Origin of the sequence: Mesorhizobium sp. M1088, assembly GCF_040318575.1 — a bacterium.
Classification (GTDB): domain Bacteria; phylum Pseudomonadota; class Alphaproteobacteria; order Rhizobiales; family Rhizobiaceae; genus Mesorhizobium.
In genome coordinates this window covers 63,909-89,139 of sequence record NZ_JAMYMO010000016.1, presented here as the reverse complement: position 1 = coordinate 89,139, position 25,231 = coordinate 63,909, and the positions used below count along the sequence as shown (strand labels likewise).

31 protein-coding genes and 1 pseudogene are annotated in these 25,231 nt (G+C 62.2%); 21 read left to right on the top strand and 11 right to left on the bottom strand.

Annotated features, from left to right (window positions below):
• Nucleotides 1–65 precede the first annotated feature (65 nt).
• On the top strand, nucleotides 66–680 hold the full coding sequence (locus tag NKH49_RS19645) for a TetR/AcrR family transcriptional regulator (protein ID WP_352816398.1): 615 nt from the start codon (nucleotides 66–68) through the stop codon (nucleotides 678–680).
• 34 nt (nucleotides 681–714) lie between these two features.
• Here the strand turns inward: NKH49_RS19645 and NKH49_RS19640 are convergent, their stop codons facing one another.
• On the bottom strand, nucleotides 715–1,623 hold the full coding sequence (locus NKH49_RS19640) for an alpha/beta hydrolase (RefSeq protein ID WP_352816401.1): 909 nt from the start codon (nucleotides 1,621–1,623) through the stop codon (nucleotides 715–717).
• Nucleotides 1,624–1,670: 47 nt separating this feature from the next.
• On the opposite strand from NKH49_RS19640, the gene NKH49_RS19635 reads away from it, so the two are divergent.
• A complete protein-coding gene (locus tag NKH49_RS19635; RefSeq protein WP_352448891.1) occupies nucleotides 1,671–2,123 on the top strand; it encodes a MarR family winged helix-turn-helix transcriptional regulator in 453 nt (150 codons plus the stop codon).
• Nucleotides 2,124–2,150: 27 nt separating this feature from the next.
• Here the strand turns inward: NKH49_RS19635 and NKH49_RS19630 are convergent, their stop codons facing one another.
• Nucleotides 2,151–2,762: a pyridoxamine 5'-phosphate oxidase family protein gene (locus NKH49_RS19630; protein WP_352816404.1), complete on the bottom strand. Its 612-nt coding sequence runs from the start codon at nucleotides 2,760–2,762 to the stop codon at nucleotides 2,151–2,153.
• 159 nt (nucleotides 2,763–2,921) lie between these two features.
• Between NKH49_RS19630 and NKH49_RS19625 the strand changes: the two genes are divergently transcribed.
• Nucleotides 2,922–3,350, top strand: coding sequence for a nuclear transport factor 2 family protein (locus tag NKH49_RS19625; protein WP_023675023.1), 429 nt, complete (start codon nucleotides 2,922–2,924; stop codon nucleotides 3,348–3,350).
• A gap of 24 nt (nucleotides 3,351–3,374) precedes the next feature.
• Here the strand turns inward: NKH49_RS19625 and NKH49_RS19620 are convergent, their stop codons facing one another.
• The gene (locus NKH49_RS19620) at nucleotides 3,375–3,728 is read right to left on the bottom strand and encodes a gamma-butyrobetaine hydroxylase family protein (RefSeq protein ID WP_023717628.1); all 354 of its coding nucleotides are present in this window, start codon (nucleotides 3,726–3,728) and stop codon (nucleotides 3,375–3,377) included.
• A 198-nt stretch (nucleotides 3,729–3,926) separates the two neighbouring features.
• On the opposite strand from NKH49_RS19620, the gene moaA reads away from it, so the two are divergent.
• Both moaA and NKH49_RS19610 read left to right on the top strand, forming a co-directional pair.
• Complete coding sequence (gene moaA, locus NKH49_RS19615) at nucleotides 3,927–4,922, top strand: GTP 3',8-cyclase MoaA (RefSeq protein WP_352816408.1); 996 nt, start codon at nucleotides 3,927–3,929, stop codon at nucleotides 4,920–4,922.
• 95 nt (nucleotides 4,923–5,017) lie between these two features.
• Nucleotides 5,018–5,452 (top strand): hypothetical protein, encoded by a 435-nt coding sequence (locus NKH49_RS19610; RefSeq protein WP_352682769.1) that lies wholly within the window; start codon nucleotides 5,018–5,020, stop codon nucleotides 5,450–5,452.
• Between the two features lie 51 nt (nucleotides 5,453–5,503).
• Here NKH49_RS19610 and NKH49_RS19605 read toward each other — a convergent pair whose 3' ends face one another.
• Nucleotides 5,504–6,232 carry a DUF1579 family protein gene (locus NKH49_RS19605; protein WP_198023531.1) on the bottom strand — a complete coding sequence of 243 codons (729 nt, stop codon included), beginning with the start codon at nucleotides 6,230–6,232 and terminating at the stop codon, nucleotides 5,504–5,506.
• A 196-nt stretch (nucleotides 6,233–6,428) separates the two neighbouring features.
• Between NKH49_RS19605 and NKH49_RS19600 the strand changes: the two genes are divergently transcribed.
• From NKH49_RS19600 to NKH49_RS19550, 11 genes are all read left to right on the top strand, one after another.
• A complete protein-coding gene (locus tag NKH49_RS19600) occupies nucleotides 6,429–6,785 on the top strand; it encodes a hypothetical protein (protein WP_352448884.1) in 357 nt (118 codons plus the stop codon).
• 122 nt (nucleotides 6,786–6,907) lie between these two features.
• The gene (locus NKH49_RS19595) at nucleotides 6,908–7,828 is read left to right on the top strand and encodes a DMT family transporter (RefSeq protein WP_352927397.1); all 921 of its coding nucleotides are present in this window, start codon (nucleotides 6,908–6,910) and stop codon (nucleotides 7,826–7,828) included.
• Between the two features lie 58 nt (nucleotides 7,829–7,886).
• The gene (gene mobA / locus NKH49_RS19590; protein WP_352471892.1) at nucleotides 7,887–8,516 is read left to right on the top strand and encodes a molybdenum cofactor guanylyltransferase MobA; all 630 of its coding nucleotides are present in this window, start codon (nucleotides 7,887–7,889) and stop codon (nucleotides 8,514–8,516) included.
• The gene (mobB, locus tag NKH49_RS19585) at nucleotides 8,513–9,022 is read left to right on the top strand and encodes a molybdopterin-guanine dinucleotide biosynthesis protein B (RefSeq protein ID WP_352471893.1); all 510 of its coding nucleotides are present in this window, start codon (nucleotides 8,513–8,515) and stop codon (nucleotides 9,020–9,022) included. Before mobA ends, mobB begins: the two co-directional genes overlap by 4 nt.
• Nucleotides 9,023–9,234: 212 nt before the next feature.
• Nucleotides 9,235–10,017: an ABC transporter substrate-binding protein gene (locus NKH49_RS19580; protein WP_352471894.1), complete on the top strand. Its 783-nt coding sequence runs from the start codon at nucleotides 9,235–9,237 to the stop codon at nucleotides 10,015–10,017.
• 118 nt (nucleotides 10,018–10,135) lie between these two features.
• Entirely contained in the window at nucleotides 10,136–10,849 is a 714-nt protein-coding gene (locus tag NKH49_RS19575) for an ABC transporter permease (RefSeq protein ID WP_352471895.1), read from the top strand.
• On the top strand, nucleotides 10,846–11,673 hold the full coding sequence (locus NKH49_RS19570; RefSeq protein WP_352815594.1) for an ABC transporter permease: 828 nt from the start codon (nucleotides 10,846–10,848) through the stop codon (nucleotides 11,671–11,673). Before NKH49_RS19575 ends, NKH49_RS19570 begins: the two co-directional genes overlap by 4 nt.
• Before the next feature lie 64 nt (nucleotides 11,674–11,737).
• Nucleotides 11,738–12,607 carry an NAD(P)-dependent oxidoreductase gene (locus NKH49_RS19565; protein ID WP_352815596.1) on the top strand — a complete coding sequence of 290 codons (870 nt, stop codon included), beginning with the start codon at nucleotides 11,738–11,740 and terminating at the stop codon, nucleotides 12,605–12,607.
• A gap of 9 nt (nucleotides 12,608–12,616) precedes the next feature.
• Nucleotides 12,617–13,321 (top strand): DNA alkylation repair protein, encoded by a 705-nt coding sequence (locus NKH49_RS19560; protein ID WP_352816415.1) that lies wholly within the window; start codon nucleotides 12,617–12,619, stop codon nucleotides 13,319–13,321.
• Nucleotides 13,281–13,862, top strand: coding sequence for a GNAT family N-acetyltransferase (locus tag NKH49_RS19555; protein ID WP_352815600.1), 582 nt, complete (start codon nucleotides 13,281–13,283; stop codon nucleotides 13,860–13,862). The genes NKH49_RS19560 and NKH49_RS19555 overlap by 41 nt, the downstream gene beginning before the upstream one ends.
• Nucleotides 13,863–13,924: 62 nt before the next feature.
• On the top strand, nucleotides 13,925–14,497 hold the full coding sequence (locus tag NKH49_RS19550; RefSeq protein WP_352816421.1) for a DUF3299 domain-containing protein: 573 nt from the start codon (nucleotides 13,925–13,927) through the stop codon (nucleotides 14,495–14,497).
• Nucleotides 14,498–14,508: 11 nt separating this feature from the next.
• Here the strand turns inward: NKH49_RS19550 and NKH49_RS19545 are convergent, their stop codons facing one another.
• From NKH49_RS19545 to NKH49_RS19530, 4 genes and pseudogenes are all read right to left on the bottom strand, one after another.
• Nucleotides 14,509–15,000 (bottom strand): Lrp/AsnC family transcriptional regulator, encoded by a 492-nt coding sequence (locus NKH49_RS19545; RefSeq protein ID WP_023675006.1) that lies wholly within the window; start codon nucleotides 14,998–15,000, stop codon nucleotides 14,509–14,511.
• A gap of 201 nt (nucleotides 15,001–15,201) precedes the next feature.
• Nucleotides 15,202–15,819, bottom strand: a pseudogene (locus NKH49_RS19540) (uracil-DNA glycosylase family protein); the annotation flags it as partial.
• 13 nt (nucleotides 15,820–15,832) lie between these two features.
• On the bottom strand, nucleotides 15,833–16,444 hold the full coding sequence (locus NKH49_RS19535) for a glutathione S-transferase (protein ID WP_352471903.1): 612 nt from the start codon (nucleotides 16,442–16,444) through the stop codon (nucleotides 15,833–15,835).
• Nucleotides 16,445–16,485: 41 nt separating this feature from the next.
• A complete protein-coding gene (locus NKH49_RS19530) occupies nucleotides 16,486–17,109 on the bottom strand; it encodes a thermonuclease family protein (RefSeq protein WP_352508414.1) in 624 nt (207 codons plus the stop codon).
• Between the two features lie 75 nt (nucleotides 17,110–17,184).
• Here NKH49_RS19530 and NKH49_RS19525 point away from each other — a divergent pair, with 75 nt between their 5' ends.
• Complete coding sequence (locus tag NKH49_RS19525; RefSeq protein ID WP_352927392.1) at nucleotides 17,185–18,699, top strand: sensor histidine kinase; 1,515 nt, start codon at nucleotides 17,185–17,187, stop codon at nucleotides 18,697–18,699.
• A gap of 4 nt (nucleotides 18,700–18,703) precedes the next feature.
• Here NKH49_RS19525 and NKH49_RS19520 read toward each other — a convergent pair whose 3' ends face one another.
• The gene (locus NKH49_RS19520) at nucleotides 18,704–19,702 is read right to left on the bottom strand and encodes a nicotinate-nucleotide--dimethylbenzimidazole phosphoribosyltransferase (protein WP_352471937.1); all 999 of its coding nucleotides are present in this window, start codon (nucleotides 19,700–19,702) and stop codon (nucleotides 18,704–18,706) included.
• Between the two features lie 197 nt (nucleotides 19,703–19,899).
• On the opposite strand from NKH49_RS19520, the gene NKH49_RS19515 reads away from it, so the two are divergent.
• Nucleotides 19,900–20,133 carry a DUF1289 domain-containing protein gene (locus NKH49_RS19515; protein ID WP_352471906.1) on the top strand — a complete coding sequence of 78 codons (234 nt, stop codon included), beginning with the start codon at nucleotides 19,900–19,902 and terminating at the stop codon, nucleotides 20,131–20,133.
• Nucleotides 20,134–20,146: 13 nt separating this feature from the next.
• The gene (locus tag NKH49_RS19510) at nucleotides 20,147–20,851 is read left to right on the top strand and encodes a TIGR02281 family clan AA aspartic protease (RefSeq protein ID WP_352540527.1); all 705 of its coding nucleotides are present in this window, start codon (nucleotides 20,147–20,149) and stop codon (nucleotides 20,849–20,851) included.
• An 8-nt stretch (nucleotides 20,852–20,859) separates the two neighbouring features.
• On the opposite strand, the gene dusA is transcribed toward NKH49_RS19510, so the two are convergent.
• Entirely contained in the window at nucleotides 20,860–21,852 is a 993-nt protein-coding gene (dusA, locus tag NKH49_RS19505) for a tRNA dihydrouridine(20/20a) synthase DusA (RefSeq protein ID WP_352815609.1), read from the bottom strand.
• 183 nt (nucleotides 21,853–22,035) lie between these two features.
• Nucleotides 22,036–22,707, bottom strand: coding sequence for a GntR family transcriptional regulator (locus NKH49_RS19500; RefSeq protein WP_023674997.1), 672 nt, complete (start codon nucleotides 22,705–22,707; stop codon nucleotides 22,036–22,038).
• Between the two features lie 140 nt (nucleotides 22,708–22,847).
• Here NKH49_RS19500 and NKH49_RS19495 point away from each other — a divergent pair, with 140 nt between their 5' ends.
• Together NKH49_RS19495 and NKH49_RS19490 are read left to right on the top strand one after the other, a co-directional pair.
• Complete coding sequence (locus NKH49_RS19495; RefSeq protein WP_352927389.1) at nucleotides 22,848–23,435, top strand: amino acid synthesis family protein; 588 nt, start codon at nucleotides 22,848–22,850, stop codon at nucleotides 23,433–23,435.
• On the top strand, nucleotides 23,428–25,227 hold the full coding sequence (locus NKH49_RS19490; protein WP_352927386.1) for an alpha/beta fold hydrolase: 1,800 nt from the start codon (nucleotides 23,428–23,430) through the stop codon (nucleotides 25,225–25,227). The genes NKH49_RS19495 and NKH49_RS19490 overlap by 8 nt, the downstream gene beginning before the upstream one ends.
• The last annotated feature ends 4 nt before the right edge of the window (nucleotides 25,228–25,231 follow it).

Below are 25,231 nucleotides of genomic sequence, written 5' to 3'. Positions count from 1 at the left end.
ATATCTGCCAGCCTTGCTGAACCACGTCAACCGAATTATGTATCGATCAATACAGAAAGGATGCCATGCCGGAACGAGGCCGCCCCCGCACCTTCGATCGAGCCGCCGCCTTGCGGCGCGCAATGGAAGTGTTTTGGGCCAAGGGTTATGAGGGCGCGTCGATAAGCGACCTGACCGCTGCAATGGGCATCAACTCTCCCAGCCTCTATGCCGCCTTCGGCAGCAAGGAAGCACTGTTTCTCGAGGCAACCGAGCTTTACACGCGGGTCGAGGGAACCGAGATCTGGTCCGCGCTGGAAAAGGCGCCGACCGCGCGCGAGGCCGTCGAACGGTTCCTGCGGCAGACTGCCAGGGCCTATTCACAGACCGGTCGTCCGCAAGGCTGCCTTATCACGCTCGGCGCATTGCACCAGGATTCAAGCCGCGGCGCCATCTGCGATGATCTGCGCCGTCGCCGCGCCGAAAACCGCGAAGCCTTGCTGACACGCCTCGAGCGTGGCGTCGCCGAGGGAGAGTTGCCGGCCGATTTCGACTGCGGTACGGCCGCGACCTTCTACGCGACCGTGCAGCACGGCATGTCGATCCAGGCGCGCGACGGCGCGTCGCGCTCGGCTCTTCTGGCGACGGTGGCCGGGGCAATGGCGGCTTGGATAGCGATGGCCAGCACCGGGGCAGCGTGACGGTCGAACCCGGCTGACAAGAACGATATTCAGGTCACTGCAGAGACGACTCCAGCCTGCCGGCAACGAAGCCAACGGCACGCTCCGCCACACCCCTGTCGGCGAGAATGCGGCGGTGGCCGAGCCCGTCGGCCCAGTAAAGCCGCACATGGTCGCCGGCGCGCGTGTAGAGCCTTGCATGCTCGGCGGACACTTCGCGGTCGTCCGGCGCGTGGATCACCAGCGTCGGCAGCGGCGTGCTTGCGAGCTGGCGGTCACCGGTGAACTCGTGCAACGGCCGGCCGGCGATGCGCTCGACCCGGTCGGCCATGGCGGCCTGCGAGCGCGAGCCGACATTCAGCATGCGGCTGAAATCAGCGAAGATCGCCGGCAGCGAGCTCGGCGCGGCGATAAGCACCAGCCGCCCGGCCGCCAATCGCGGGATGTTCCTGATCGAACCGGCGACGGCGTTGGTGGCAACGGTACCACCGAAGGAATGGCCGACAATGGCCGCGAACGGGCCGAACCATTCGCCGGCAACCCGTGCCGCATCGACCGCACTGACCAGGGTAAGCCGGCGGCCCTGCGACTGGCCGTGGCCCGGCAGATCGAGCGAGACCACCTTGTAGCCGGCATCGCGATAGGCTTCGATCAGCGTGCGCATGTATTCGGTGCGCGAACGCCAACCATGGATGACGAGCACGGTGCCGGCAGTCGCCCTGCCCGGCTCGGGCCGGAATTCATGCACCATGACGCAGCCGGTTCTGGTCTTTAGCCGGTGATGGCGTGCCTGGGTCATGAAATCGGCGGCGCGATCAATTGCGCGGCGCTCGCCTTTGCTCAAGCTCTTCTCGTGCGGCGTGCGGCAGAACAGCTCGAATGCAGCACGCCCGGTGAGTCGCGGTGCCACATGCTCAGCCACGCCGAACGTGCCGCGGATGACCTTCAGTCCAAATGATGCCATAGTGGCGATCCATTCATTGGTTCAAGCATGAACATAATAGTTCAAACATGAACATTAAGCAAGACCTGCCCTGGGACAACCCGCGTTTTCGCAACTGGGTCGCGGTGGCGCGCGCCTGCCATGTGGTGGAACGCACCCTGGCGGTGAAGCTTGCGCCGCTCGACCTGAAGCCGGCGCAGCTCGACGTGCTGATGAACCTCTACCGTCATCCCGGCATGTCGCAGCACGACCTTGCTCGTCGGCTGCTGGTCGGCCGCTCCAACATCACCATGCTTTTGCCTCAGCTGGAGACCCGTGGCCTGCTGCGCCGCGAGGGCGACGAGAAGGACAAGCGCGTGCTGAGGCTGACCTTGACAGAGGCCGGCGAGGCACTGCTGATGCAGGCGCTGAAGGTCCATATGGCGCTGATCGAGAAGGCGATGAGCCAGTCGACGCCGGAACAATGTGACATGATCGGCGAACAGATGCGTAGGATTGCCGAGGTTTTGAAGACCGCCTGACAGCCCAGTGCTCCACCACCAAATGCTTCACCACATCGATTTTTTCGCGCGCTCGGGCCATTCCTTGTCGTAGACCTCGCCGTCAATGTTCTTGCGGCTGGTGATTTCCAGGATTTGGCCGGGAGTCGGCAGCGATCTCGGGTCGACATGCCTTGCCAGATTCCACAGTTCCGATCGGTGGATGGCGCGGGCGCACTGGAAATAAACCGCATCGATCTCGATGATCGTCACCGAGCGCGCCGGCTTGCCCTCGACAGCGAACGAGGCGCAGAGCCCGGTATCGGTGGTGATGTGGGCGCGGCCATTGACGCGCAGCGTCGTGCCGGAACCCGGCACCAGGAACAGGAGCGCGACGCGCGGATCGCGAAGGATGTTCCTTAGCGAATCGGCACGGTTGTTGCCGCGCCGGTCCGGCATCATCAGCGTTTTCGGATCATGGATGCGGACGAAGCCGGCGAGATCGCCGCGCGGCGAGCAGTCCAGCCCTTCTGGCCCGCAGGTTGCGAGCGCGGCAAACGGCGAAGCCTCGATGATAGCTGCGTATTCGCGAATCAGCTGGTCGAGTTCCTTGACCACTGACGCTTCACCAGGCAGGCCATAGAGCGCTTCGAGCTGTTCGACGCTGGTGATTATCGACATGTTTTCGTCTCCAAACCGTTGCCGGCGCTACTCCAGATGCATGACGTTTTCACGACAAGTGCCCGTTTGCCGGTCATCAGGAAACGGGTGTCGAGGCAACGCAAACAAGGGCAAACCGCTTTACCTGCATGATCGTGCCAACGGATACGGAGGTCAAAAATGGATAAACCGCTCGACCGGCGACGCACCGCCATGGAACTTATTGAAAACATGTTCAATGTTGAAATGCGTTTCCTGCAATCAGGGTCGGAGAGCCTCGATGTGCTTGCCGGCGCATTTCATGCCGAGATTGTCGTGCATGAGCCGCGCTCCCTGCCCTATGCCGGTGACTGGAACGGCCTCGACGGCGTTGGCGCCCTTTTCCGCAAAATGCGGGAAATCTGGAGCGACGTGGCGGTGGAGGACCTTCAGGTCGCCCAAAACGATGACACGGTGTTCATGAGCTGCTCGCTTTCGCTGACATCGCGGGCCAATGGTGCAACCATCAAACAGCCGTTTGCCGAAGTCTTGCGCTTCAAGGATGACCGGCTGATCGAAGGCACGCCGTTTTATCACGACACCAGCGAGATACTGGCGATCCTGCGTTGACCTGAGAGTCCTGCGGGATCCCATTCAACGGTCGCGGCTCAGCCCCTTCTCTTCCAGTTCGGCGAGATAGGCGGCCCAGCGTGCATCCTTCTCATGACCCAGCGTATGCAGGTAATTCCAGGTGAAGATGCCGGTATCATGGAAATCGTCGAAGGTGATGCGCACGGCATAATTGCCGACCGGCTCGATCTTCAGAATCGCTACATTGCGCTTGCCGGGAACGGTGACGCGCTGTTCGGGCGAATGGCCCTGCACCTCGGCCGATGGCGAGGCGACGCGCAGAAGCTCAGCCGGCAACTCGAACGGCTGATGGCCCGGAAAGGTGACGGAAAGCAGCTTGCGGTCCTTCGAGACCCTGAGTTCCTTTGGCGCTGTCATGCTGGTGGATCCTGCGGAGAACTGCCCTTCCTACGCCGCTTCGCGTCGAGGGAAAAGGCCGTTTCAGAACTTCCGACATGATCTGTCGGCGTCGGAATGTTACCGAAGATCACGAGCTTCTATCTTGAATGCCAAGTTGGTTCGTATCACATAGCCATATATAACGAAGCCGTTCACGGCCACGGGAAGCGCATAAGCATGGATATGATCGATCCTTTCGGTCGCACGATCACCTACCTGCGCGTGTCGGTCACCGACCGCTGCGATTTCCGCTGCACCTATTGCATGGCCGAGGACATGACGTTCCTGCCGAAGAAGGACCTGCTGTCGCTGGAAGAGCTCGACCGGCTCTGCACGGTCTTCATCGAAAAGGGTGTGCGCAAGCTCCGCCTCACCGGCGGTGAGCCGCTTGTGCGCAAGAACATCATGCACCTGGTACGCCAGCTTTCGCGGCATCTCGAGAGTGGTGCACTGGAAGAGCTGACGCTGACCACCAACGGATCGCAGCTTTCCCGCTTTGCCGCCGAGCTCGCCGACTGCGGCGTCAAGCGCATTAACGTCTCGCTCGATACCCTCGATGCCGACAAATTCCGCCAGATCACCCGCTGGGGCAATCTGGACAAGGTCATGGACGGCATCGACGCCGCGCAGGCGGCCGGGCTGAAGGTAAAGCTCAATGCCGTGGCGTTGAAGGACTTCAATGACGCCGAATTGCCTGAAATGCTGCGCTGGGCGCATGGCCGCGGCATGGATCTGACGATCATCGAAACCATGCCGATGGGCGAGATCGATGCCGACCGCACCGACCAGTATTTGCCGCTGTCGCTGCTGCGCGCGGCTCTCGAACGCCAGTTCACGCTAAGCGACATTCCCTACAAGACCGGTGGCCCGGCCCGCTATGTCCAAGTCGCCGAGACCGGCGGGCGGCTGGGCTTCATCACACCGATGACGCATAATTTCTGCGAAAGCTGCAACCGGGTCCGGCTGACCTGCACCGGCACCCTTTACATGTGCCTCGGCCAGGAAGATGCGGCCGACCTGCGCGCGCCGCTGCGTGCGTCGGAAGGCAACGAGCTGGTCGCCGATGCCATCGACGAAGCAATCGGCCGCAAGCCCAAAGGCCACGACTTCATCATCGATCGCCGCACCAACCGTCCGTCGGTGTCGCGGCATATGAGCGTCACCGGCGGCTGATTTTTCGCCGATTTCGTGCAAGAATAATCGCCTTGGTATCGGCGCGAGGCAAGGCGTGCAGCGGTTTTTTTGCAGTCCTGACGTTTTTCGGAGTGATGGCGGGGACCACGGCAGTTGCCGCGCCATTTACCTATACGAACGAGCGCTTCGGTACCATCTGCACCTTTCCGGATGAAATCTTCACTCTTCGCCAGCCTGAGCCGGACAATGGCGATGGACAACAATGGCTCACTGCCGATGGCGCCAGCCTGATCTGTTCGGGTATCCTCAACATCGATGACGACACCCCGACAGCCTTCGTCTCCGCCGAGAGGGCCGGCAAGGAACCTGGCTACAGGATCACCTACAGCAAGACCGGCAAGGACTGGGCGGTGCTGTCGGGCATCAAAGGCGAGAACATCTTCTACGAACGCCGCCTGTTCGGAAAAGACGGTGTCATCCGCACGGTCTGGATCGACTACCCGCCAGCCCTGAAATCGAAATACGACCCGCTCGTCGATGCGATCGCCGGCAGCCTCAGGGGACCGTGAGCATCCGGCGACGTCAGAACTTATTGGCAGCCTATTGTTTTTGCTAGCGAGTCACGGTTGTTGGCGCGTGTAGTCATATCGTACGGCAAGCCATTTTTTGCCGCTGCCATTGGCCTGGAGGAAATGTTGCTCGGCCACTTCGTGATTGTCGCCGTCCCTGGAAATGACGAAATCGGAGGCCGTGAACCGCCCTTCGACCTCGGGGCCGAAGCCGACGAAACCAAGCGGCTGGAACAGGAGTGAAATCTTGCCGTCCTCCTCACCACCAAAACTCCAGGCGGGCATGATCCCTGCCGGGAAACGGGTGTCCATGGAGACATACTTCCAGCGGCCCTCCACTCGGTCATAGCTCAAATAGGCTATCCGCTGGAAGTCCGGCATTTTCGACCCGGGCGCCGGGCGCATCACCTCCTGCATGAAGGGACCGATCATCGTGCGCTCGGCCACCAGCCCGGTCATGACGATCGGCTGCGCACCGGGCGTTGGCCAGATCGTGTTGACGACGGACCATTTCCCGACGCGGCGAGCGAGCTCATCCGCTTCGTGACCCGGCGTGGACATCCGTTCGACTGCCGACGCCGAAGCGCCGTTCTCGGCGAACGCAGGCGCTATCGCCATGAGGATGACGGCCAGGGCAGAAGAGAACCGGAAAGCCGACGAAACATGCCGCCTGCTGCCTGTGCCAAGCCAGTCCGCATTGCCTCGTGCATTCATCATGGACCATCTCCCCAACACGATCAGAAGCTTACAATGACCAATTTGGTGAATCTTGCCGAGCAAATTTGATCTCGTCGAAATATTTCCTCGAGCCGCAATGTGATAAATTTGCCCTCCGGACCTATCCTTTAGAACGGCACCTTTTTTGGGTCACACCCAGAAAAGGTCTCGTCCGCAAACGGTCACCGGATTTACCGCAAGCCCATTCGGGCCTAGCCTCTGCTCTGGAGCGGTTCTTCGCCCAGTGGGGGAATACGATATGCGCAAACTCATTCTTTCTCTTGCATTGCTCAGCCTCGCGGCCCTGCCCGCGGCGGCTCAGTCGATCGGCGGCACCTATGCCGTGGCCGGCACCAATTTCGATGGGTCGTCCTATGGTGGCGACGCGACGATCACTCTGACCAGCGAGACGACCTGCACGATCCATTGGGAGACAGGCGGCTCGTCCTCGGACGGTATCTGCATGCGCAATGATGATGCCTTCTCCGCCGGTTATGTCATGGGCAAGGCGGTCGGTCTTGTCGTCTACAAGGTGCAGGACGACGGCTCGCTGCGTGGCCTGTGGACGATTGCCGGCAAGGAAGGCAACGGCACCGAGGTACTGACGCCCAAATAAGCCCTGCCGCTCTTGCGCGACAGACGTTACGGGCCATAGAAAGGCTGTGGCCCAGCCCTTTGACGTTGCTGTTTTGCGGGTGCCTGCTAGACGCTTGCTGCAGGACTCACCCGGTAATCGCCTTGCCTCTTTCGCCAAACCTGCGCGGCGCGTTGTTCATGATGGTGGCCATGGCTGGTTTCACCCTCAACGACGCTATCACCAAATTCTCGTCGGAATCGATGAACATGGCGCAGGTCATGCTGATCCGCGGCGCCTTTGCTTCGCTTTTCGTTGGCCTGCTTGCGTGGCAACGCGGCGCGCTTGCCTGGCCAGGTTCGATGCTGCAGCCGACCGTTGCGCTGCGCGTCGCCGGCGAGGCCGGCGCCACGGTGTCCTTCCTGGTTGCTCTGGCGCATCTTCCGATCGCCAATGTCTCCGCCGTGCTGCAGGCGCTGCCGCTGGCGGTGACGATGGGCGCAGCGCTTGTGTTCAACGAGGGCGTCGGCTGGCGGCGCTGGCTGGCTATTGCCGTCGGTTTTGCCGGCGTGCTGATCATCGTACGGCCGGGCTTCGAAGGGTTCAGCGTCTTTTCTCTGCTGGCGCTGGCCAGCGTGGCATGCTGTGCAGTGCGCGATCTCGGCACGAAGCGGATACCGCAGGCAATTCCGACATTGCTGGTGTCGAGCGCCACCGCCCTTGCCATGACGTTTCTGGGCGCGGCATTGCTTTCACCGATGGGCGGTTGGACACCGATGACAGGACAAAGCACGGCGTTCCTGGCGCTGGCGGCGGTGCTCGTGCTCATCGGCTACCACTTCATCATCACGGCGATGCGGGTGGGCGATATCTCCTTCATTGCGCCGTTCCGCTACACCGCCCTGCTCTGGTCGATCCTGCTTGGCTTCACGATCTTCGGCGATGTCCCGGATCTGCCGATGATCCTCGGTGCCACGATCATCATCGGCTCAGGCCTCTATGCACTCTACCGCGAACGGATCGTCGGCCGGCGAAAGACAGCCGCCGAAAGCACTGGACCGGACATGGCGCCGGACGGCATATAGAGTGACTGTCGACGACTGTCTGATTTGAAAACTGGATTTTGGGTCTAGGCAGCAAACGATGGGCCGAGATATCGCAGGGATCATTCTAGCCGGCGGCCGGTCGAGCCGGATGGGCGGCGGCGACAAGACGTTGCTTGCGCTTGGCGACGGTACCCTGCTCGACCATGTCGTTTCGCGCCTTGGCCCGCAGGTCGGACCGCTTGCGCTAAACGCCAATGGCGATCCGACACGGTTTGCCGCGACGGGGCTTCCGGTGCTTGCCGACACCGTCAAAGGTTATGCCGGGCCGCTTGCCGGGATCCTGACCGGCCTCGAATGGGCTTCCGACACGACCTGCCAGGCGCTGGTCACGGCTGCCGGCGATACGCCTTTCCTGCCGAGGGATATGGTCGAGCGGCTGCTCGCGGCAGCCTATGCGCGCTCCGGCTCGATCGCCGTTGCCTGTTCCGGCGGCAAACGACATCCGACCTTTGCACTCTGGCCGCTAGGGTTAGATCAGGCCTTGCGACAATTTCTCGTCGAGGAAGACAACCGGCGCGTTGCGGCGTTCATCGACCGGCACGGTTTTGTCGAGGTGGAATTTCCCATCCTGAAATCCGGCGGGGCCGAGATCGATCCGTTCTTCAACATCAACACTCCCGACGACCTTGCCCAGGCCGCGCATCTGTTGCGGAGCATCGAGCCATGAAAAGACGTGTCTTCGGCATCACCGGCTGGAAGAACTCCGGCAAGACGACATTGACCGAAAAGCTGGTGGCCGAGTTCGTCCGGCGCGGCTGGAAAGTGTCCACGGTAAAACACGCCCATCATGATTTCGACATCGACAAACCCGGAGCGGACAGCTTTCGCCACCGGCAGGCGGGAGCAGTGGAGGTCGCGGTCGTGTCGGGCAGGCGCTGGGCGCTGATGCACGAATTGCGCGGCGAGGACGAGCCGACGCTGGACGCGATCCTGTCACGGCTGGCACCCTCCGATATCGTGCTGGTCGAGGGTTACAAGCGCGAGGCGCACAAGAAAATCGAGACGCGACGGCTCGAGGCCAAGGACCGGACACCGCTCTCGGCAGGCGATCCACACATTGTCGCCATCGCGTCCGACTTCCACATTGTCGGCGAAGACCTGCCGGCCTTCGATCTCGACGACACGAATTCGATAGCTGACTTCATCGAGCGCGCCACCGGCCTGACGCGCTGAGATCGCGGCCGCAGGGGGCTTCCGGCCACTTTCTCTCCATTCAGGCGTTTGACCCAGCGTCACCGTTTTCTGAACATGACCTTCCCTCAAGCGACGGTTTTGCAGTTGCTTTTTCTTGGGAAAGAATGGGAGTATCGCGCCAGCGGGCGGTCAAAAGCACCGCCCACAGAGCCGTTCGGGAACGACGGCCGGGACCAACAGAGAGGACCATTATGCGTATTGCACTGCGTATCGCGCTCGCCGCTTCGGCTGCGCTGCTGACGCTTGGCGTTGCCCAGGCGCAGGAAAAAACCTTGAGGATCGGCACCGAGGGAGCGTATCCGCCATTCAACAACCTCACCGCCGACGGCCAACTCGTGGGCTTCGATATCGACATCGCCAAGGCGCTTTGCGACGAGATGAAGGTGAAGTGCACCTTCGTCGCGCAGGACTGGGACGGCATCATTCCAGCCCTTCAGGCAGGCAAGTTCGACGCCATCGTCGCGTCGATGTCGATCACGCCGGAACGCGCCGAGAAGGTCGACTTCACCCACAAATATTACAATACGCCGCCGGCGATCGCCGCGCCCAAGGACACCGACATCAAGGGTGTCACCAAGGAAGATTTGGCCGGCAAAACGATCGGCGTGCAGGCGTCCACCACGCATTTCAACTATTCGACCAAGACTTATACCGACAGCACCGTCAAGCCGTACCCGACCGCACAGGAATACCAGCTCGATCTGGCCAATGGCCGGCTCGATGCCGCCAACGACGACGTCGTTGTGCTGCAGCAATGGCTGGATTCGCCGGACGGCGCCTGCTGCAAGCTGGTCGGCACAATCAAGCCGGTTATCGAAATCCACGGTCCGGGCGCCGGCATTGCCGTGCGCAAGGGCGAGACCGATCTGGTCAACCAGTTCAATGCGGCGATCGACGCCATCCGCGCAAACGGAAAGTACAAGGAAATCAACGACAAATACTTCAAATATGACGTTTATGGCGGCGAGTCCTGATCGACCGACATAGGATGACGTGAACGGCGGGAGATTCCCGCCGTTCTTATAAGGACGCCGCGCACGAGGGGTGATGCGGTACGGGTCTCGAAGAGCCTCAAGGAGAACAGGCAGGCGGATGCAGAGCGCACTGACGCTTCTCAGTTGGGGACCCGAAGGCTGGCTCGACGACATCGCCGCGGGTGTATTTGTCACGGTATGTCTTGCGCTGGCCACTCTGCCTTTCGGGCTGACGCTCGGCTTTTTCGTGGCGCTGGCCAAACAATCGGAAGAGCCGTCGCTGAGACTGGCCGGGAACATCTACACCACGATTTTTCGCGGAATACCCGAGCTGCTCACCCTATTTCTCATCTTCTTCGGCATCCCATTGATCCTGCAATACATTGTCCGGCTGGTGAGCCCTGGCACCTCCGCCGACGTCAACAGCTTCGTCGCCGGCATGATCGCGCTGTGCTTCATTTTCTCCTCTTATTCCAGCGAGGTGTTTTTATCCGCATTCCGCGCCATTCCAAAAGGGCAATATGAGGGAGGCTATTCGGTTGGCCTGTCCAGCGGCCAGACGATGCGGCTGATCGTGTTGCCGCAGTTGATCCGCATCGCGTTGCCCGGACTTGCCAATCTCTGGCTTATCCTGCTCAAGGACACCGCGCTCGTCTCGGCCGTCGGGCTCAACGAGATCCTCCGGCAGAGCGGGGTTGCCGCTCGCGTCACCAAGCATGCCTTCCTGTTTTACGGTTTTGCCGGCCTGATCTATCTCCTGCTGGCGATCGTCTCCTCCTTCGGCATCAATGCGATCGAACGAGCGGTCGGCAGCAGCGAGGTCAAGAGATGAGCCTGGCCACCGACACGCTGAAGGTCGACCGGCCGCCGCCGCCCGCACGCGGCTGGTCGCGCCAACGCGTCCTCGGCCATGTCCTGGTCGGCCTGTGGATCGCTCTCGGCATCGGCATGGTCGTCTACCTGGTCGCTGCGTGGAACCCGGAGTTCTTCCAGAAATATGCACCCGGCTACATATCCGGCCTCGGCATCACCCTGTTGCTGGTTGCCATCTCGATTGTGCTTGGCGCGATCCTGTCGGTGCCGATCGCCTATGCACGTATGTCGAAGAACCCGATCCTCTCGGGGTTTGCCTATGCCTATGTCTATTTTTTTCGCGGCACGCCGCTGTTGGCGCAGACCTTCCTGGTCTACTACGGATTGGGCTCCTTCCGGCCGGAACTCGAGATGGTCGGCCTGTGGGGTTTCTTCCGCGAGGCGTTCAACTGCGCGATCTTCGCCTTTTCGCTGAATACGGCCGCGTACCAGGCCGAGATTTTGCGTGGCGCGATCGAGAGCGTACCGAGGGGTCAATGGGAAGGTGCCGCCTCGCTCGGCCTGCACAAAGTGCAAATCCTACGGAAAATTATCCTGCCGCAGGCGCTGATCGTGGCGCTCCGCCCGTATGGCAACGAGATCATCCTGATGATCAAGGGCTCGGCGATCGTTGCCATCATCACCGTCTATGATCTGATGGGCATCACGAAGCTCACCTATGCGCGCACTTTCGACTTCCAGTCCTTTATATGGGCGGCGATCATCTATCTGATCATTGTCGAGATCCTGCGTCACGCGGTCGAATGGATCGAACGGCGCATCACCATCCACCTGCACCGCTGACTCCCATCGCATTGCCTGATCCGGTAAGAAGACCGCAAAGCAGGCTTCTAGGGGATTCGAAAACATGGCTTCGGTGGCATTTCTTGGTCTTGGCGTCATGGGTTATCCGATGGCCGGACATCTCAAGAACAAGGGCGGTTACGATGTCACCGTCTACAATCGTACCAGCGCCAAGGCCGAGCAGTGGGTTGCCCGGCACGGCGGCAGCTTCGCTGTGACGCCAGCGGAGGCGGCGGAGGGCAAGGACTTCGTCTTTTCCTGCGTCGGCAATGACGACGATCTGCGCTCGGTGACGACCGGCGCCGGAGGCGCCTTCAATTCCATGAAGAAAGGCGCCATCTTCATCGACAATACCACAGCATCGGCGGAGGTCGCGCGCGAACTGGCGCAGCAGTCGCAAGCGCTCGGGTTTGCGTTCCTCGACGCCCCGGTCTCCGGCGGCCAGGCAGGCGCCGAGAACGGAATGCTGACCGTGATGGTCGGCGGCGAGCCCGACGCCTTCGACAGGGCCAAGCCAGTCATAGATGCTTATGCCCGCATGGTCGGATTGATGGGACCGGCCGGGGCTGGCCAGCTCACCAAGATGATCAACCAGATCTGCATCGCCGGCCTCGTTCAGGGCTTGGCCGAGGGCATCCATTTCGGCAAGAAGGCAGGGCTCGACATCGAAAAGGTCATCGAGGTGATTTCCAAGGGTGCGGCCGGTTCCTGGCAGATGGAGAACCGGCACAAGACGATGAATGCCGGCAAATATGATTTCGGCTTCGCCGTCGACTGGATGCGCAAGGATCTTGGCATCTGCCTCGCCGAGGCCGACCGCAACGGCGCCAAACTGCCGGTGACGGCACTTGTCGACCAGTTCTACAAGGACGTGCAAGCGATGGGCGGCAAGCGCTGGGACACGTCCTCGCTGCTGGCGCGGCTGGAGAAATAGGATTTCACTGTGGCCGAGCTTTCGCCTCAATCCAGCGCCGATGAAATTGTCGCTCATCTGCGCTCGATCGCCTCGGAGAAAAATCGACTTGGCATGCTGCGCTACGGCATCAAGATCGAACGTGCGCTAGGTATCTCGCATGGCGTGCAGCGGCAGATTGCCAAGAAAATCAAGCGCAACCATGAGCGTGCCTTTGAGCTTTGGCAGACAGGCATCATGGAGGCGCAGTTCATCGCTTCCGTGACAGCCGATCCGGAGCGGTTCTCCGGCGCGGATGCAAGACGATGGGCGGCGACTTTCGACTCGTGGGATATCGTCGACGGGGTCTCCGATCTCTTTGTCGACACGGATTGCTGGAAGGAATTGATCGCCGAATTCGCGGTCGACGAACGGGAATTCGTTCGACGCACGGCTTTTGCGATGATGGCCTGGTCGGTAGTCCACCGGAAGAAGGAACCCGAGACGACCTTCCTCGAATTCCTGCCGATCATCGAAGCGCATGCGACCGACGGCCGCAATTTTGTGAAGAAGGCCGTGAACTGGGCGCTTCGTTCGATCGGCAAGCGATCGATGAATTTGCACGGCCCTGCCCTTGCCCTGGCGCTAAAACTGGCGGCCTCGACAGACAGGACCGCACGCTGGATCGGCAAGGACGCCGTGAAGGAACTTTCCGATGCCAAGACGCTCGAGCGGCTCGCCGCCAGAAAAGCTTGACCTGAGCGAAGCGCGCTTCACGGAGGTGACGCAATCGACGCGCGCCGATTTCGAAAACCTGTTCGAGCAACCCGGCGGGCCGAAATACTGCTGGTGTATGGCTTGGCGCAATCTCGACCGCCGCGAGCATGTCGAGAACGACGAGAAGAAACGCGCGATGATGACGCTGATCGACGCCGGCACGCCGGTCGGCATTGTCGCCCAGATCGATGGCCGGACCGTCGGCTGGTGCTCGATTGCGCCGCGCGAGACCTACCGCAAGCTGTCACGGCAGCAGGACGATAGCGAGATGGGCATCTGGTCGATCGTCTGCTTCTATGTACCGAAAGCGCTGCGCGGCGGCGGGCTGGCAAGCGCATTGCTTGACGCGGCCATCGATCACGCCTTTGCCAAAGGCGCCAGGACGATCGAAGCCTATCCCGTCGACCAGGCTTCGCCGAGCTACAGCTTCATGGGTTTTCGCGACATGTTCGTCGCCCGCGGCTTTCGCGAGATCGGCATGACCGGCTCGCGCCGGCATGTGATGCGGCTTGAGCGTTGACCTGTGAGGCAGCGGCAGCTTTACTCGATGTCCGCAGATCAAGGCTCAACGGCGGAGCAGCGATGAGCAACCGTTTTAAATCAGGCACGATCATGGCAACTGCCTTGTTGGCGTCCGCGATCGCGGCAAGCGCTTCCACTGGGACCATGCACATTTTCTGGAAGGATCTGCGCCCGGCTACCCAGGCAGCCGCCGAAAGCGTCGGACTGCCGATGATCGCGGCCAAAATGCCGGATCGTGGCGAGACGCTCTCACTCGACTTGCAGGACAAGACCGTGCAACTCGCAGGCTATGCGCTGCCGGTCGACCGCGATGGTGATCTCGTCTACCAATTCCTGCTGGTGCCGTGGACGGGAGCCTGCAGCCACATGCCGACGCCGCCGCCTAACCAGATCGTCCTCGTCACGCCTGCACGGCCTTACAGGATGTCCGAGGCCTACCAGCCGGTTTCGGTGACCGGCGCATTACGGCCGGGCATGGAGAAGAGCCAGCTTTTCATCCTCGACGGCGTCAGTGTCATCCAGTCGGGCTACACCGTGCGCAAGGCCGAGGTGGTTAACGTCGGCGCCGTGCCGGACACGATCACGCTGCCGGTCAACTCGCCCTGGAGTTTCCTCAACAAAAAGAAGAACTAAACAGAAGAATCTCAGGCGGCGTTCGCGCCGGACTCCTTGTCGAGCATCATGTAATCCAGCGGCATCTCGGTCGTGTATTTGATCTGCTCCATGGCGAAGGAAGACGACACGTCGCGGATCTCGATCTTGGCGATCAGCCGCTTGTAGAAGGCGTCGTAGGCGGCGATATCGGGCACCACGACGCGCAAGAGATAGTCGACGTCGCCGCTCATGCGATAGAATTCGACCACTTCCGGGAATTCCTGGATGACCTCCGAAAAGCGCCGCAGCCATTCATGGCTGTGCGAATTGGTGCGGATCGAGACGAACACCGTTACCCGCACGTTGACCTTTTCATGATCGAGGATGGCGACGCGCCGCTTGATGACGCCCTCTTCCTCGAGCTTCTGGATGCGCCGCCAGCACGGCGTCGTCGACAGGCCGACCTTCTTGGCGACGTCGGCGACTGCAAGCGTCGCATCCTCCTGCAGGAGGCGGAGAATTTTTCTATCAAGGCGGTCCATTGGGTGCTCCCCTGATGCAAGTCGTCCAAGTGCGCAGCGGCCTTGGCACAACGACATGCATAAAAACAAGAATTTAACGCGCGTCCCCTCATGCGCGGCGCGCTTCGAGGAATGGATTACCATAATCCCTCTTGCTCGAGCCTATTACAAGAAAGAAATTCTGCCGCATAGTGCGAAAGCGAGTGATTTCTTGCTGAATGCCTAGCCGAGGCGATAGCGGATTTCCGATCTCAGAAAGGGCAGCAAATCCATTTCAAACCATGGATTGCGCTTCAGCCAGCCGGTGTTGCGCCAGGACGGGTGCGGCAGCGGCAGGACTTTCGGGTCGGTTGCCGCCGCCCAGATGGCACGCCAATCCATGACCGTTTCCGTCAGCGAGGGACGGCGCGCCGTGCCCATATGCCAGCTTTGCGCGTAGATGCCGATCATCAGCACCATATCGACTTGCGGCATCAGCGCCATCAGCGATGTGCGCCAGGCCGGCGCACATTCGCGGCGCGGCGGCAGGTCGGCGCCCCTGGCGTCCTGACCGGGAAAGCAAAAGCCCATCGGCACGATGGCGAATTTGTCCGTGTCGTAAAATTCCTCGCTGCCGACGCCCAGCCAGCTTCGCAGCCGGTCGCCGGAGGCGTCGGTGAACGGCATCCCTGTAATGTGAACCTTGGTACCCGGCGCCTGGCTGGCGATCAGGATACGCGCACTCGACGATGGCCTGAGCACCGGACGCGGCTGGTGCGGCAACGGCCTGCCGGCCGGGTTATCGACGCAGATGCGGCAGGCGCGTACCCTCGCCGCCAAGGCTTCCAGCTCTTCGCTCATTCGGAACTCGTTGTCAGGCGGCGGCACTCGGCCGGCTGGAGATGTCCCGATGCCAGCGCAGCACGTTCGTGCACTCTTCGGGTACCTTGATGCGAGCCGGCTTCATGAAGTCGATGGCCACCAGCCCGGTGATGTCGGCGATCGAATAGGCATCGCCGGCGACGAATTCCCTGCCGGCGAGCTCAGTGTCCAGAAATCTCAGGAATTCGATCGCCTTCGGCTTGTTGGCCTCGCCCCATTCGGGGATTTGCGGGATCTCCCATTCCCTCATTGCGGGGTGGATGTGCCGGAACGCCGCAGCGACGCAGCCGAACAGATTGAACTCCACACGTCTTTGCCACATCTCAACGATCGCCTTGCCGAGCGCGCCACGCCCGAACAAAGCCGGCTCGGGGTGCAGTTCCTCGAAGTAACGACAGATTGCGACGGATTCGGTGATGACGGTGCCGTCGTCGAGCTCGAGCACCGGTAGACGCTTCAGCGGATTGCGCGAGCTGACCGGCTGCTCTTTGTGCTCCAGCGCGCCCATGTCGACGGGCACCAGCGGAACCTGAAGTCCCTTTTCGGCCAGAAAAATCCGAACCCGGCGTGGATTGGGCGCCCGCCCGCCGTCGAACAGCTTCATCTCTATCCTCCTCGTCCGTCTCGACGAACTATAGGCACAGCTCACCAGAAGCGAAAAATTTCGCGCAAGGCGTCGCCGATCGACGCCAAGGTACCGTGCTTTCTTTCAACCAGCTCGTGGCCGTGGCTCTCGCGCCAGTTCTTCGGCTCGTCGAAAGTTCCGCCCCAGATGCCGGCTTTGCCCGCGCGCGCAGCAGCTTCCTCGGTCTCGAAATCGCCAAAGGCGACCGCCCAGCCGGCCTCGACCTGTGCGCGGTTGAGATCCTTGCCGCCGGCCTTGCAGTCGCCGAGCAGCCTGCCGTAGCGGTCCCGCTGCCAGCCGCTGCAGGAGACGGCTTTGCCGGCGATCAACCGCACCAGGGACTGCCGCGCGAGCTTGCCGCAAGGATAGTCGGCACCGTCCTTGCGACAGATCTGCGAATATTCCGGCGCGTCGATGCCACGCATGCGGATGCGCTCGCCGCCGAGCGTGATGCTATCGCCGTCATTGACAGTGGCCGCGCCCTCCGTCTTGCGCGTCTCGATCCGGTCGAGTCGCGCCGCCAGGAGGATCGCCAGGCCGAGCACGATGAGTGTCAGCCCATAGTCCATCAGTCGGCGCCACAGGCTTCGCGGACGCGGCGCATAGTATCGCTGGCGCGGCCATCGCGACCACGAACGGCTCATATGGCAAACCGTTGGTTAATCATTCGAACGTAGCTTAACGATTTGAAATTGCTGCCCGCGTAAATTGAAGACTTCATGCCCCTGCAACGCTCGACCATGGCAGACAAGTTTATTGTGGACCGCAGAAAACGCCATCGCAACAGCGATGTCGCGCGCGCGGTGCGCAAGACGCGCGACCGTCTTTCGCAGCAAGCCGGAAATCCCGACTTCGACCGCGAGCTGTTGAAGCTCCACGCGCTTTCGATGACCGGCGGCGTGATCGTCATTCCGCTGCTCATCCTGGCAACGGCCGCGGCAGGCTTGTTCGCGGGCGTCGGCAAGGAGATCGGCGTCTGGGCGCTGTTCACATTCATCTGCTATACCATCGTTGCATTCATGGCCAGACGCGTCACTCAAGCGTCCGAGCTCAACCCGCTGGAAACGCATAGGGATTTCCTGATCGGCCATTTTCTGTGCGGGCTTGGCTGGGCCTGGTTCGCATGGCTCGGCTGCGAAGCTTGCCAAATGGATCAGTTCCAGGTCGCCAAGGCGGTGGTGCTGCTGCTCGCCATGTCGGCAACCGCGATCCTGGCCTCGTCCCTGCGCGGTGCGCTGTTGGCGACCTTCGCCCTCCCGGTCGCCATCTATGCTTATGCCAGTGCGAAATTATGGATGCCGGTCGAGGCGATCATGGCAGGCTTGCTGATCTCCTCGTTGCCTTTCTTCGCCTATGTAGCGCGCCAGCTCAACCGTTCCTCGCTGATGCTGCTGTCGTTCCGCTCCGAAAAGGATGCGCTGATTGCCGAACTGGAGACGGCGAAATCGATGTCGGACGAGGCACGGCGGCGGGCGGAAGACGCCAATCTGGCGAAATCGCGTTTCCTGGCCTCGATGAGCCACGAACTGCGCACACCGCTCAACGCCATTCTCGGCTTTTCTGAAGTGATGGCCAACGAGGTGCTCGGCCCGATGAGCAACCCGACCTATCGCGACTATGCCCGTGACGTGCACGACTCCGGACAGCATCTGCTCGACCTGATCAACGAAATTCTCGATTTGTCGCGCATCGAAGCGGGCCGCTACCAGCTCAACGAGGAGCCGATGATGCTGCTCTCCGTCGTCGAGGATTGCTGCCACATGATGGAGCTGAAGGCGCGCAACAAGGACATCCGCATCGTCCAGGATTTCGAAAACGCCTTGCCGCGCTTGTTCGCCGACGAACGCGCGGTGCGGCAGATTGTGCTCAACCTGTTGTCCAATGCCATCAAGTTCACCGCCACCGGCGGCGAAATCCGCGTGCGCGTCGGCTGGACGGCGGGCGGCGGGCAATATCTCTCCGTCAAGGACAATGGGCCGGGCATACCGGAAGACGAGATTCCGATCGTGCTTTCGGCCTTCGGCCAGGGCTCGATCGCCATCAAGAGCGCCGAACAGGGCACCGGGCTTGGCCTGCCGATCGTGCAAGGCTTGCTGGCCATGCATGGCGGCGAATTCCAGCTCCATTCCAGGCTGCGCGAAGGCACCGAGGCGATCGCCATCTTCCCGCTGAGCCGGGTGATGGAGGAACTGCCGGCGCTGCCGACCAAGGCGGTTGCCTCGCGCCGGCGCTGAATGCTTAACCGCGGACCGCCGCTGCCATGCCGGAGCTGGTCAGCGCGGCCGCCTTGACCAGGCCGGCGGCAAGAGCCGCCCCTACCGCCTCGCCTTGACTGACGCCCAGATCGAGCAGCGGGCGAAGGCCGAGGCGCTCGGCGGCCTTGGCGTGACCAGGCTCCGGCGACAGGCTTGCGAGGAGACAATGATCGAGCGCGGCGGGGTTGGCGGCATGTAGGACACCAGCGGCGGCAGTCACCGCAAACCCATCGAGCAGCACCGGGATCTTCTGCATCCGCGCCGCCAGAATGGCGCCGCAGATCGCGGCGAATTCCCGCCCGCCGACCCGGCGCAGCGCTTCCAGCGGGTCCTTGAGGCTCGCGCCGTGAAACGCGACCGCGGCATCGACCACCTCCGCCTTGCGCCTCTGCATCGCCGCGTCTGCCCCTGATCCAGGGCCGATCCAGTCGGCGCCGGTGCCGCCGAACAGTGCCGTGCAAAGGGCCGCGGCGACAGTCGAATTGCCGACGCCGAGGTCGCCAAGGCAAAGCAGGTCGGTGCCGCCGGCAATCGCTTCCATGCCGAAGGCCATGGTAGCGGCACAACCGCGCTCGTCCAGTGCCGCATCCTCGGTAATGTCGGTTGTCGGGATGTGCAGAGCCAGATCGAACACCTTCAAGCCGAGATCGTTGGCGATGCAGATCTGGTTGATTGCTGCACCGCCGGCGGCGCAGAGCTCGACTGCATTTGCCGTGGCGGCGGCGGGGCGCGGCGAAATGCCGTGGCGGGTGACGCCATGATTGCCGGCAAAGATCGCCACCAATGGCCGCGTCACCGCCGGCGGCGCGCGGCCGCTCCACCCGGCGAGCCAGGCGGCAATGTCCTCGATGCGGCCAAGCGAGCCTTCGGGCTTGTCTGCCTTGGCAAACAACTGGCGCACGCGGGCCTTGGCCGCCATATCTCCCGGCGGCAGGCTCACCAGGAGGTCGCGAAAATCGTCGAAAGGCAGCGTGCTGGTCATGTCGATGGCGATCGTCCGTGTGAATTGGTGAGCGGCATAGCCGCCTTGGCCAGCCGGCACAACCTCAAGCCGGCACAAGCTCCAGGCCTGGTACAACTTCGAGGTATTGACGCGAAAGCACCCGTTGGCGGCGCTTCCCGGAGGGCTTGTATTGACTTTGTCGTTGCACCATGTGGAGGCTAGCCAAGGAAATCCTTATGACGGCCATTGAATCCCCGTGCATCCTGGTCTGCTCGATCGATATGAAAACCGGCTTCTGTTTCGGTTGCGGGCGCACGCGCGCGGAAATCGCTGCCTGGATCGACATGACCCCGCAAACCCGCCGCAGCGTCATGGCCGAGCTGCCGGCAAGGCTGGAAACGGTCGAGCGACGCCCCCGCCGGGAAACCCGTCGCAGCCGCATGGCACGCGAACGCGACGCCCTCTCGTGAACCGGCCGCAGAGATGAACCGACTGCTGTGGATTCTGATCGTCGCGATCGGGGCAGGTGTACTCCTGCTCATGCTCAACGATTCCGCCGGCAGTACATTCGGCATTGAGAATTACGATTTCAGCCAGCTGATCTGGCTTAGCGCTTTAGCGGCGCTCGTCGGCGCCGGCCTGCTCAGATCGGGCAGGCCGTTAGGCACCATGGCCCGCAGCCTCGGCGCCTGGGGCGCAATCGTGCTGGCGCTGATCGCCGGCTATCAGTACCGCTATGAGTTGCAGGATTTCGCCAGCCGCGTCACCGCCGGCCTTGTTCCCGGCAGTCCGCTGGCGCTGGGCGTGGAAGAAGGCCATGCCACCGTCACCCTGGACAAGGCCGGCAGCGGCCATTTCGAAGCGCGCGTCACGATCAACGGCACGCCGATCCTGACGGTTGTCGATACCGGCGCGACCAGCACCGTTCTGACCGCCGAGGACGCGCTGGCGGTCGGGTTCAATTCGGCGGCTCTCCGCTTCACCATACCGATCTCTACCGCCAACGGCATGACACGCGCGGCGGCGGTGCGAACCGACGAACTGTCGATCGGCGGCATCGTGCGCAAGGACATGCCCATCATGATCGCCGCACCCGGCACGCTCGGCCAGAGCCTGCTCGGCATGAATTTCATCGGCTCGCTATCGGGCTTCGACGTACGTGGCGATCGCATGATTTTGCGGGATTGAGTTTTTCCTCAGGCCGCCTCTGCGGTCCGGCCGAAATCGACCTCTGCAAAAGCCGCCTTGAGCACCTGCGGTCCGGCACCCGGCCTTGTCGCATCGGTGGACAGGATTTGCCGATAGCGGCGTGCACCGGGCAGGCCGTGAAACAGCCCGACCATGTGCCGGGTGACATGCCCGAGGCGTCCGCCCTGCTCGATATGGCGTGACGCGTAATCCGCCATGGCATCGATCAGTGCGACAAAATCGAACGACTCAGCTGTGCTGCCGTAAAACGCGGCATCGATGCCGGTGAGTATCCCTGGCGTGTGATAGGCGGCGCGGCCGAGCATGGCGCCATCGACATGGTCGAGATGCGTCAGCGCCTCTGCGAGAGATTGAATACCGCCATTGATGCCGATGAATTTGTTTTGTTTTCTGGCTTTCAGCCGATAGACGCGGCCATAGTCGAGCGGCGGGATGTCGCGATTTTCCTTTGGGCTCAGTCCTTCCAGCCAGGCCTTGCGGGCGTGCACCCACAGCGCGTCGGCGCCGGCCGCGAAAACACCATCGGCCAACGCATCGAGTGCCGGTTCCGGATCCTGCTCATCGACGCCGATACGGCACTTGACGGTGACCGGTATTTTCACCGCCGCCTTCATTGCCGCGACGCAATCCGCGACGAGCACGGGCGTCTTCATCAGGCACGCGCCGAAGGTGCCCGACTGGACGCGGTCGGACGGGCAGCCGACATTGAGGTTGATTTCATCATAGCCGAAGGCTTCGCCGATGCGCGCCGCCTCGGCCAGCTTTCCCGGATCGGCGCCGCCGAGTTGCAGCGCCAACGGATGTTCGTTGTCGTCGAAGCCAAGCAGCCGCTCGCGTGCGCCGTGGATGACCGCATCGGCCACCACCATCTCGGTATAGAGCAGCGCCTCGCGCGTCAGCTGGCGATGGAAGAACCGGCAGTGCCGGTCCGTCCAATCCATCATCGGCGCCACGGCAACTTTGTGGCGTAACATGTTCATTTTACTACTTTTCTGTCTCAGTCCGTTCGAATGACAGAGCAATTTGGCAAAAGATGCACACCTAACTGACCCGATATACGATTTTGCCGCCGCAACTGAAAGCAAATTGGCATGTCACACATGTCACTGTACGCACCAGTTAGATGCCTGCCGTGGAACGATGGACCGCCGGCGGCATACCAGTCAGCCAAGGCGAAGCGTGTTGCGGGCGATCTGCCACGCGGATTCGACATGCCGCCGCGCCGCCTCCTCCGCCTCGTCCGGCTTGCGCGAGCGGATTGCATCCATGATTTCGGTCATTTCGGCGATCGCCGGCTCGCGGCGGTTCTCCGACGCGATCGTCATTGAGCGGAGCTGGTTGATGCGGACATTCAGCCCCGTCACGATTTCCCAGGCAATGCGCTTGTCCGCCGCCTCGAACAGCGTTTCGTAGAATTTGGTCGTTGCCCGCATCACCTCGACAGGCGCACCGGACGCCCACGCCTCAAGCAGGTTCGTCAAGGCGGCATCGAGCGAGGCGATCTGCGCGTCCGTGGCTGTCAGGGCGCAAGCCCGCGCCGCGATGCCCTCGAGCAGCGCCCGCAATTCATAGATTTCGTCGGTGCGGCCGAGATCCGGCTTGGCCACGGCGGGTCCGTGGCCCGGTATCATCTGCACCAGGCCTTCCGCCTCCAGCTGCCGCAGCACCTCGCGCACGACGGAACGGCTTACCCCGAGCTGATCGCATAGCGGCCGCTCGACCAGCCTTTCGCCAGGCTGGAAATGGAAGCCCATGATCGCCTCACGCATGCGCTCCAGCGCCAGCGTCCTCAGCGTCTTGGCAGAGCGGTCGATCCGCAGCGTATCGCCTGACATTTTCTCTCCCTACCCCGATCCGGCCACAAAACAGATTCCATAGCCGATTGACAAGGCTTCTGGTGCTCCATAGTATGGTATACCATAAGATGATGTAAAGATTTCGGCGTTGCACAGCGCCGCGGCGACCGAGGACTTTCATGAAACCAGCCATTCGAAAGATCGTCACCTACATCGAGAACACGCTAATCGAGGGCGGCAAGGAAGCCCCAAAACCGCTGCGTCTGATCGGTGTCGCCGCTGTGCTGACAAATCCTTGGGCCGGCCGCGGTTTCACCGACGACCTGTCGCCGGAGATCCGCGCCATTGCTCCCGTCCTCGGTGAACTGCTGACCCACGAGATTATCGCCGTTGCCGGTTCCGGCGAGGCGATAGAGGGCTACGGCAAGGCCGCGGTCTGCGGCACGGCGGGCGAGATCGAGCATGCATCGGCGCTGATCCATACGCTGCATTTCGGCAACCATTACCGTCGCGCGGTCGGCGCCAAGACCTATCTCGCCTTCACCAATCTGCGCGGAGGGCCGAACACCCCGATCATGATCCCGCTGATGGACAAGAACGACGAAGGCCGCCGCTCCCACTATCTGACCGTACATTTCCAGATCGGCGACGCGCCCGCGCCCGACGAGCTGGTGGTGGCGCTTGGCGCTTCGATTGGCGGCCGCCCGCACCATCGTATCGGCGACCGCTATCAGGACCTCAAGGAGGTCGGAGACCTGCGTGGCTGACGTCGCTGCCACCGCATGGGTCCGGGACACGGCTCCGGACGGCACCGGCTTCATCCGCGCCGGCTCCGGCGCGCCGGTTCTGCTCATTCACGGTGTCGGCATGAACGCCGCGATCTGGCACGATCAGATCGCGGCGATGAAACACCATCATGACCTGATCGCCATCGACATGCTCGGCCACGGCGTTTCACCGCTGCCGCCGGAAGAAGCCAGCCTGTCGGATTTCGCCGATCAGGCGGTTCGCCTTCTCGACCATCTCGGCGTGGCGTCGGCATCGATCGTTGGCCATTCGATGGGCGCGCTGGTCGCTCTGGAGATCGCCCTTCGCACCCCATCGCGCGTTCGCTCAATCGTCTGTCTCAATGCGGTATTCCGCCGCCCCGCGGCCTTGGCGCAGGCCGTACGCCAGCGTGCGGCCGCGCTCGGCACCCATGGCAACCCTTCCGCCATTGCGGCTACGCTTGCCCGCTGGTTCGGCGACCCGCTGCCGGCGAATCTTATCGGGGCGGCCTCTACCGCGCGCGCCGCCCTTGAAAGGGTCGACCCCGAAGGCTACGCGCGCACCTATCGCCTTTTTGCCCATGCCGATGCCGAGCACGCCGATGCTCTCCCCGGTCTTGCCGCGCCGGCCCTGTTCATGACCGGGTCGCAGGACAGCAATTCGACCCCGGCCATGTCGGCGGCGATGGCGAGGCTTGCGCCGCACGGCCAATGCCTCGTGCTCAATGGAGAAAGGCATATGATGGCAATGGCTTCACCTGAAAAAGTGACCAAACACATCATGGAATTTCTCGACACGGCAGGAGACGCTGGCGTGAAGCCGGAGACGGATGCAGTCTTTGACAGCGGCGAATTCCGGCGCGCGCTCGGCTCGTTCCTGACCGGTGTCACCATCGTCACAACGATCGGAGCGGAAGGCGAACCGCGCGGCTTCACCGCCAACTCCTTCACCTCGGTCTCGCTCGAGCCGCCGCTGGTGCTTGTCTGCATCGCCAAGAGGGCCCTGGGGCACAGTGCTTTTTCGACATCGAGAGGTTTCGCCATCAACATCCTGTCGGAGGACCAGAAGGCCCATTCCGGCATCTTCGCTTCCAAAGCAGCGGACAAGTTCGCGGCCGTGGCCTGGCAGCCGGGCCGAACCGGCAATCCGCTGATCGACGGCTCCGTTGCAGTGTTCGATTGCGGCATGGAGCAGCTGGTCGATGCTGGCGATCACTCGATCCTCATCGGCCGCGTCCACGACTTCAGCCACAACGGAGCCCAGCCCCTCGGTTATTGCAGAGGCACCTACGTCACGCCCGGCCTCAGCCAGGAGGCGCTGGCGGCGGCGCCCCCCGATACGGAGGTCGGCGCCATTCTCGAGAACGAGGGCCGTGTGCTGTTCTTCGCAACGGCCGACGGGTTTCATGAATTGCCTGCGGGGCGCGGACTGGGCACGCCCAACGATGCGCGCAGCCTCAAGGGGCGCCTTGCCGCCAGGGCCATAGACGCGCAGCTCGGCTTCCTGTTCGCGGTGTGGGACGATGCCGCCGAACCCTGGCGCACGCATGTTTATTATCGCGGAACGGCCGAGGGGTCCTATTCCGACGATCGCCAGATGCGGCTTGTCGACATCGAGCAGATCGCCGATCTGGAGATCGCCGATCCTGCGGTGCGTTCGATGCTTGCCCGCTATGCGCGCGAACGCACGGAAGATGCATTCGGCGTCTATGTCGGCAACGAGGTCGAAGGCGAAGTCCGGCCGCTCGCCAAGCCCTCGCCTTCTCAAATTCCTCTTTCCGGCCGCGGGTGAAACC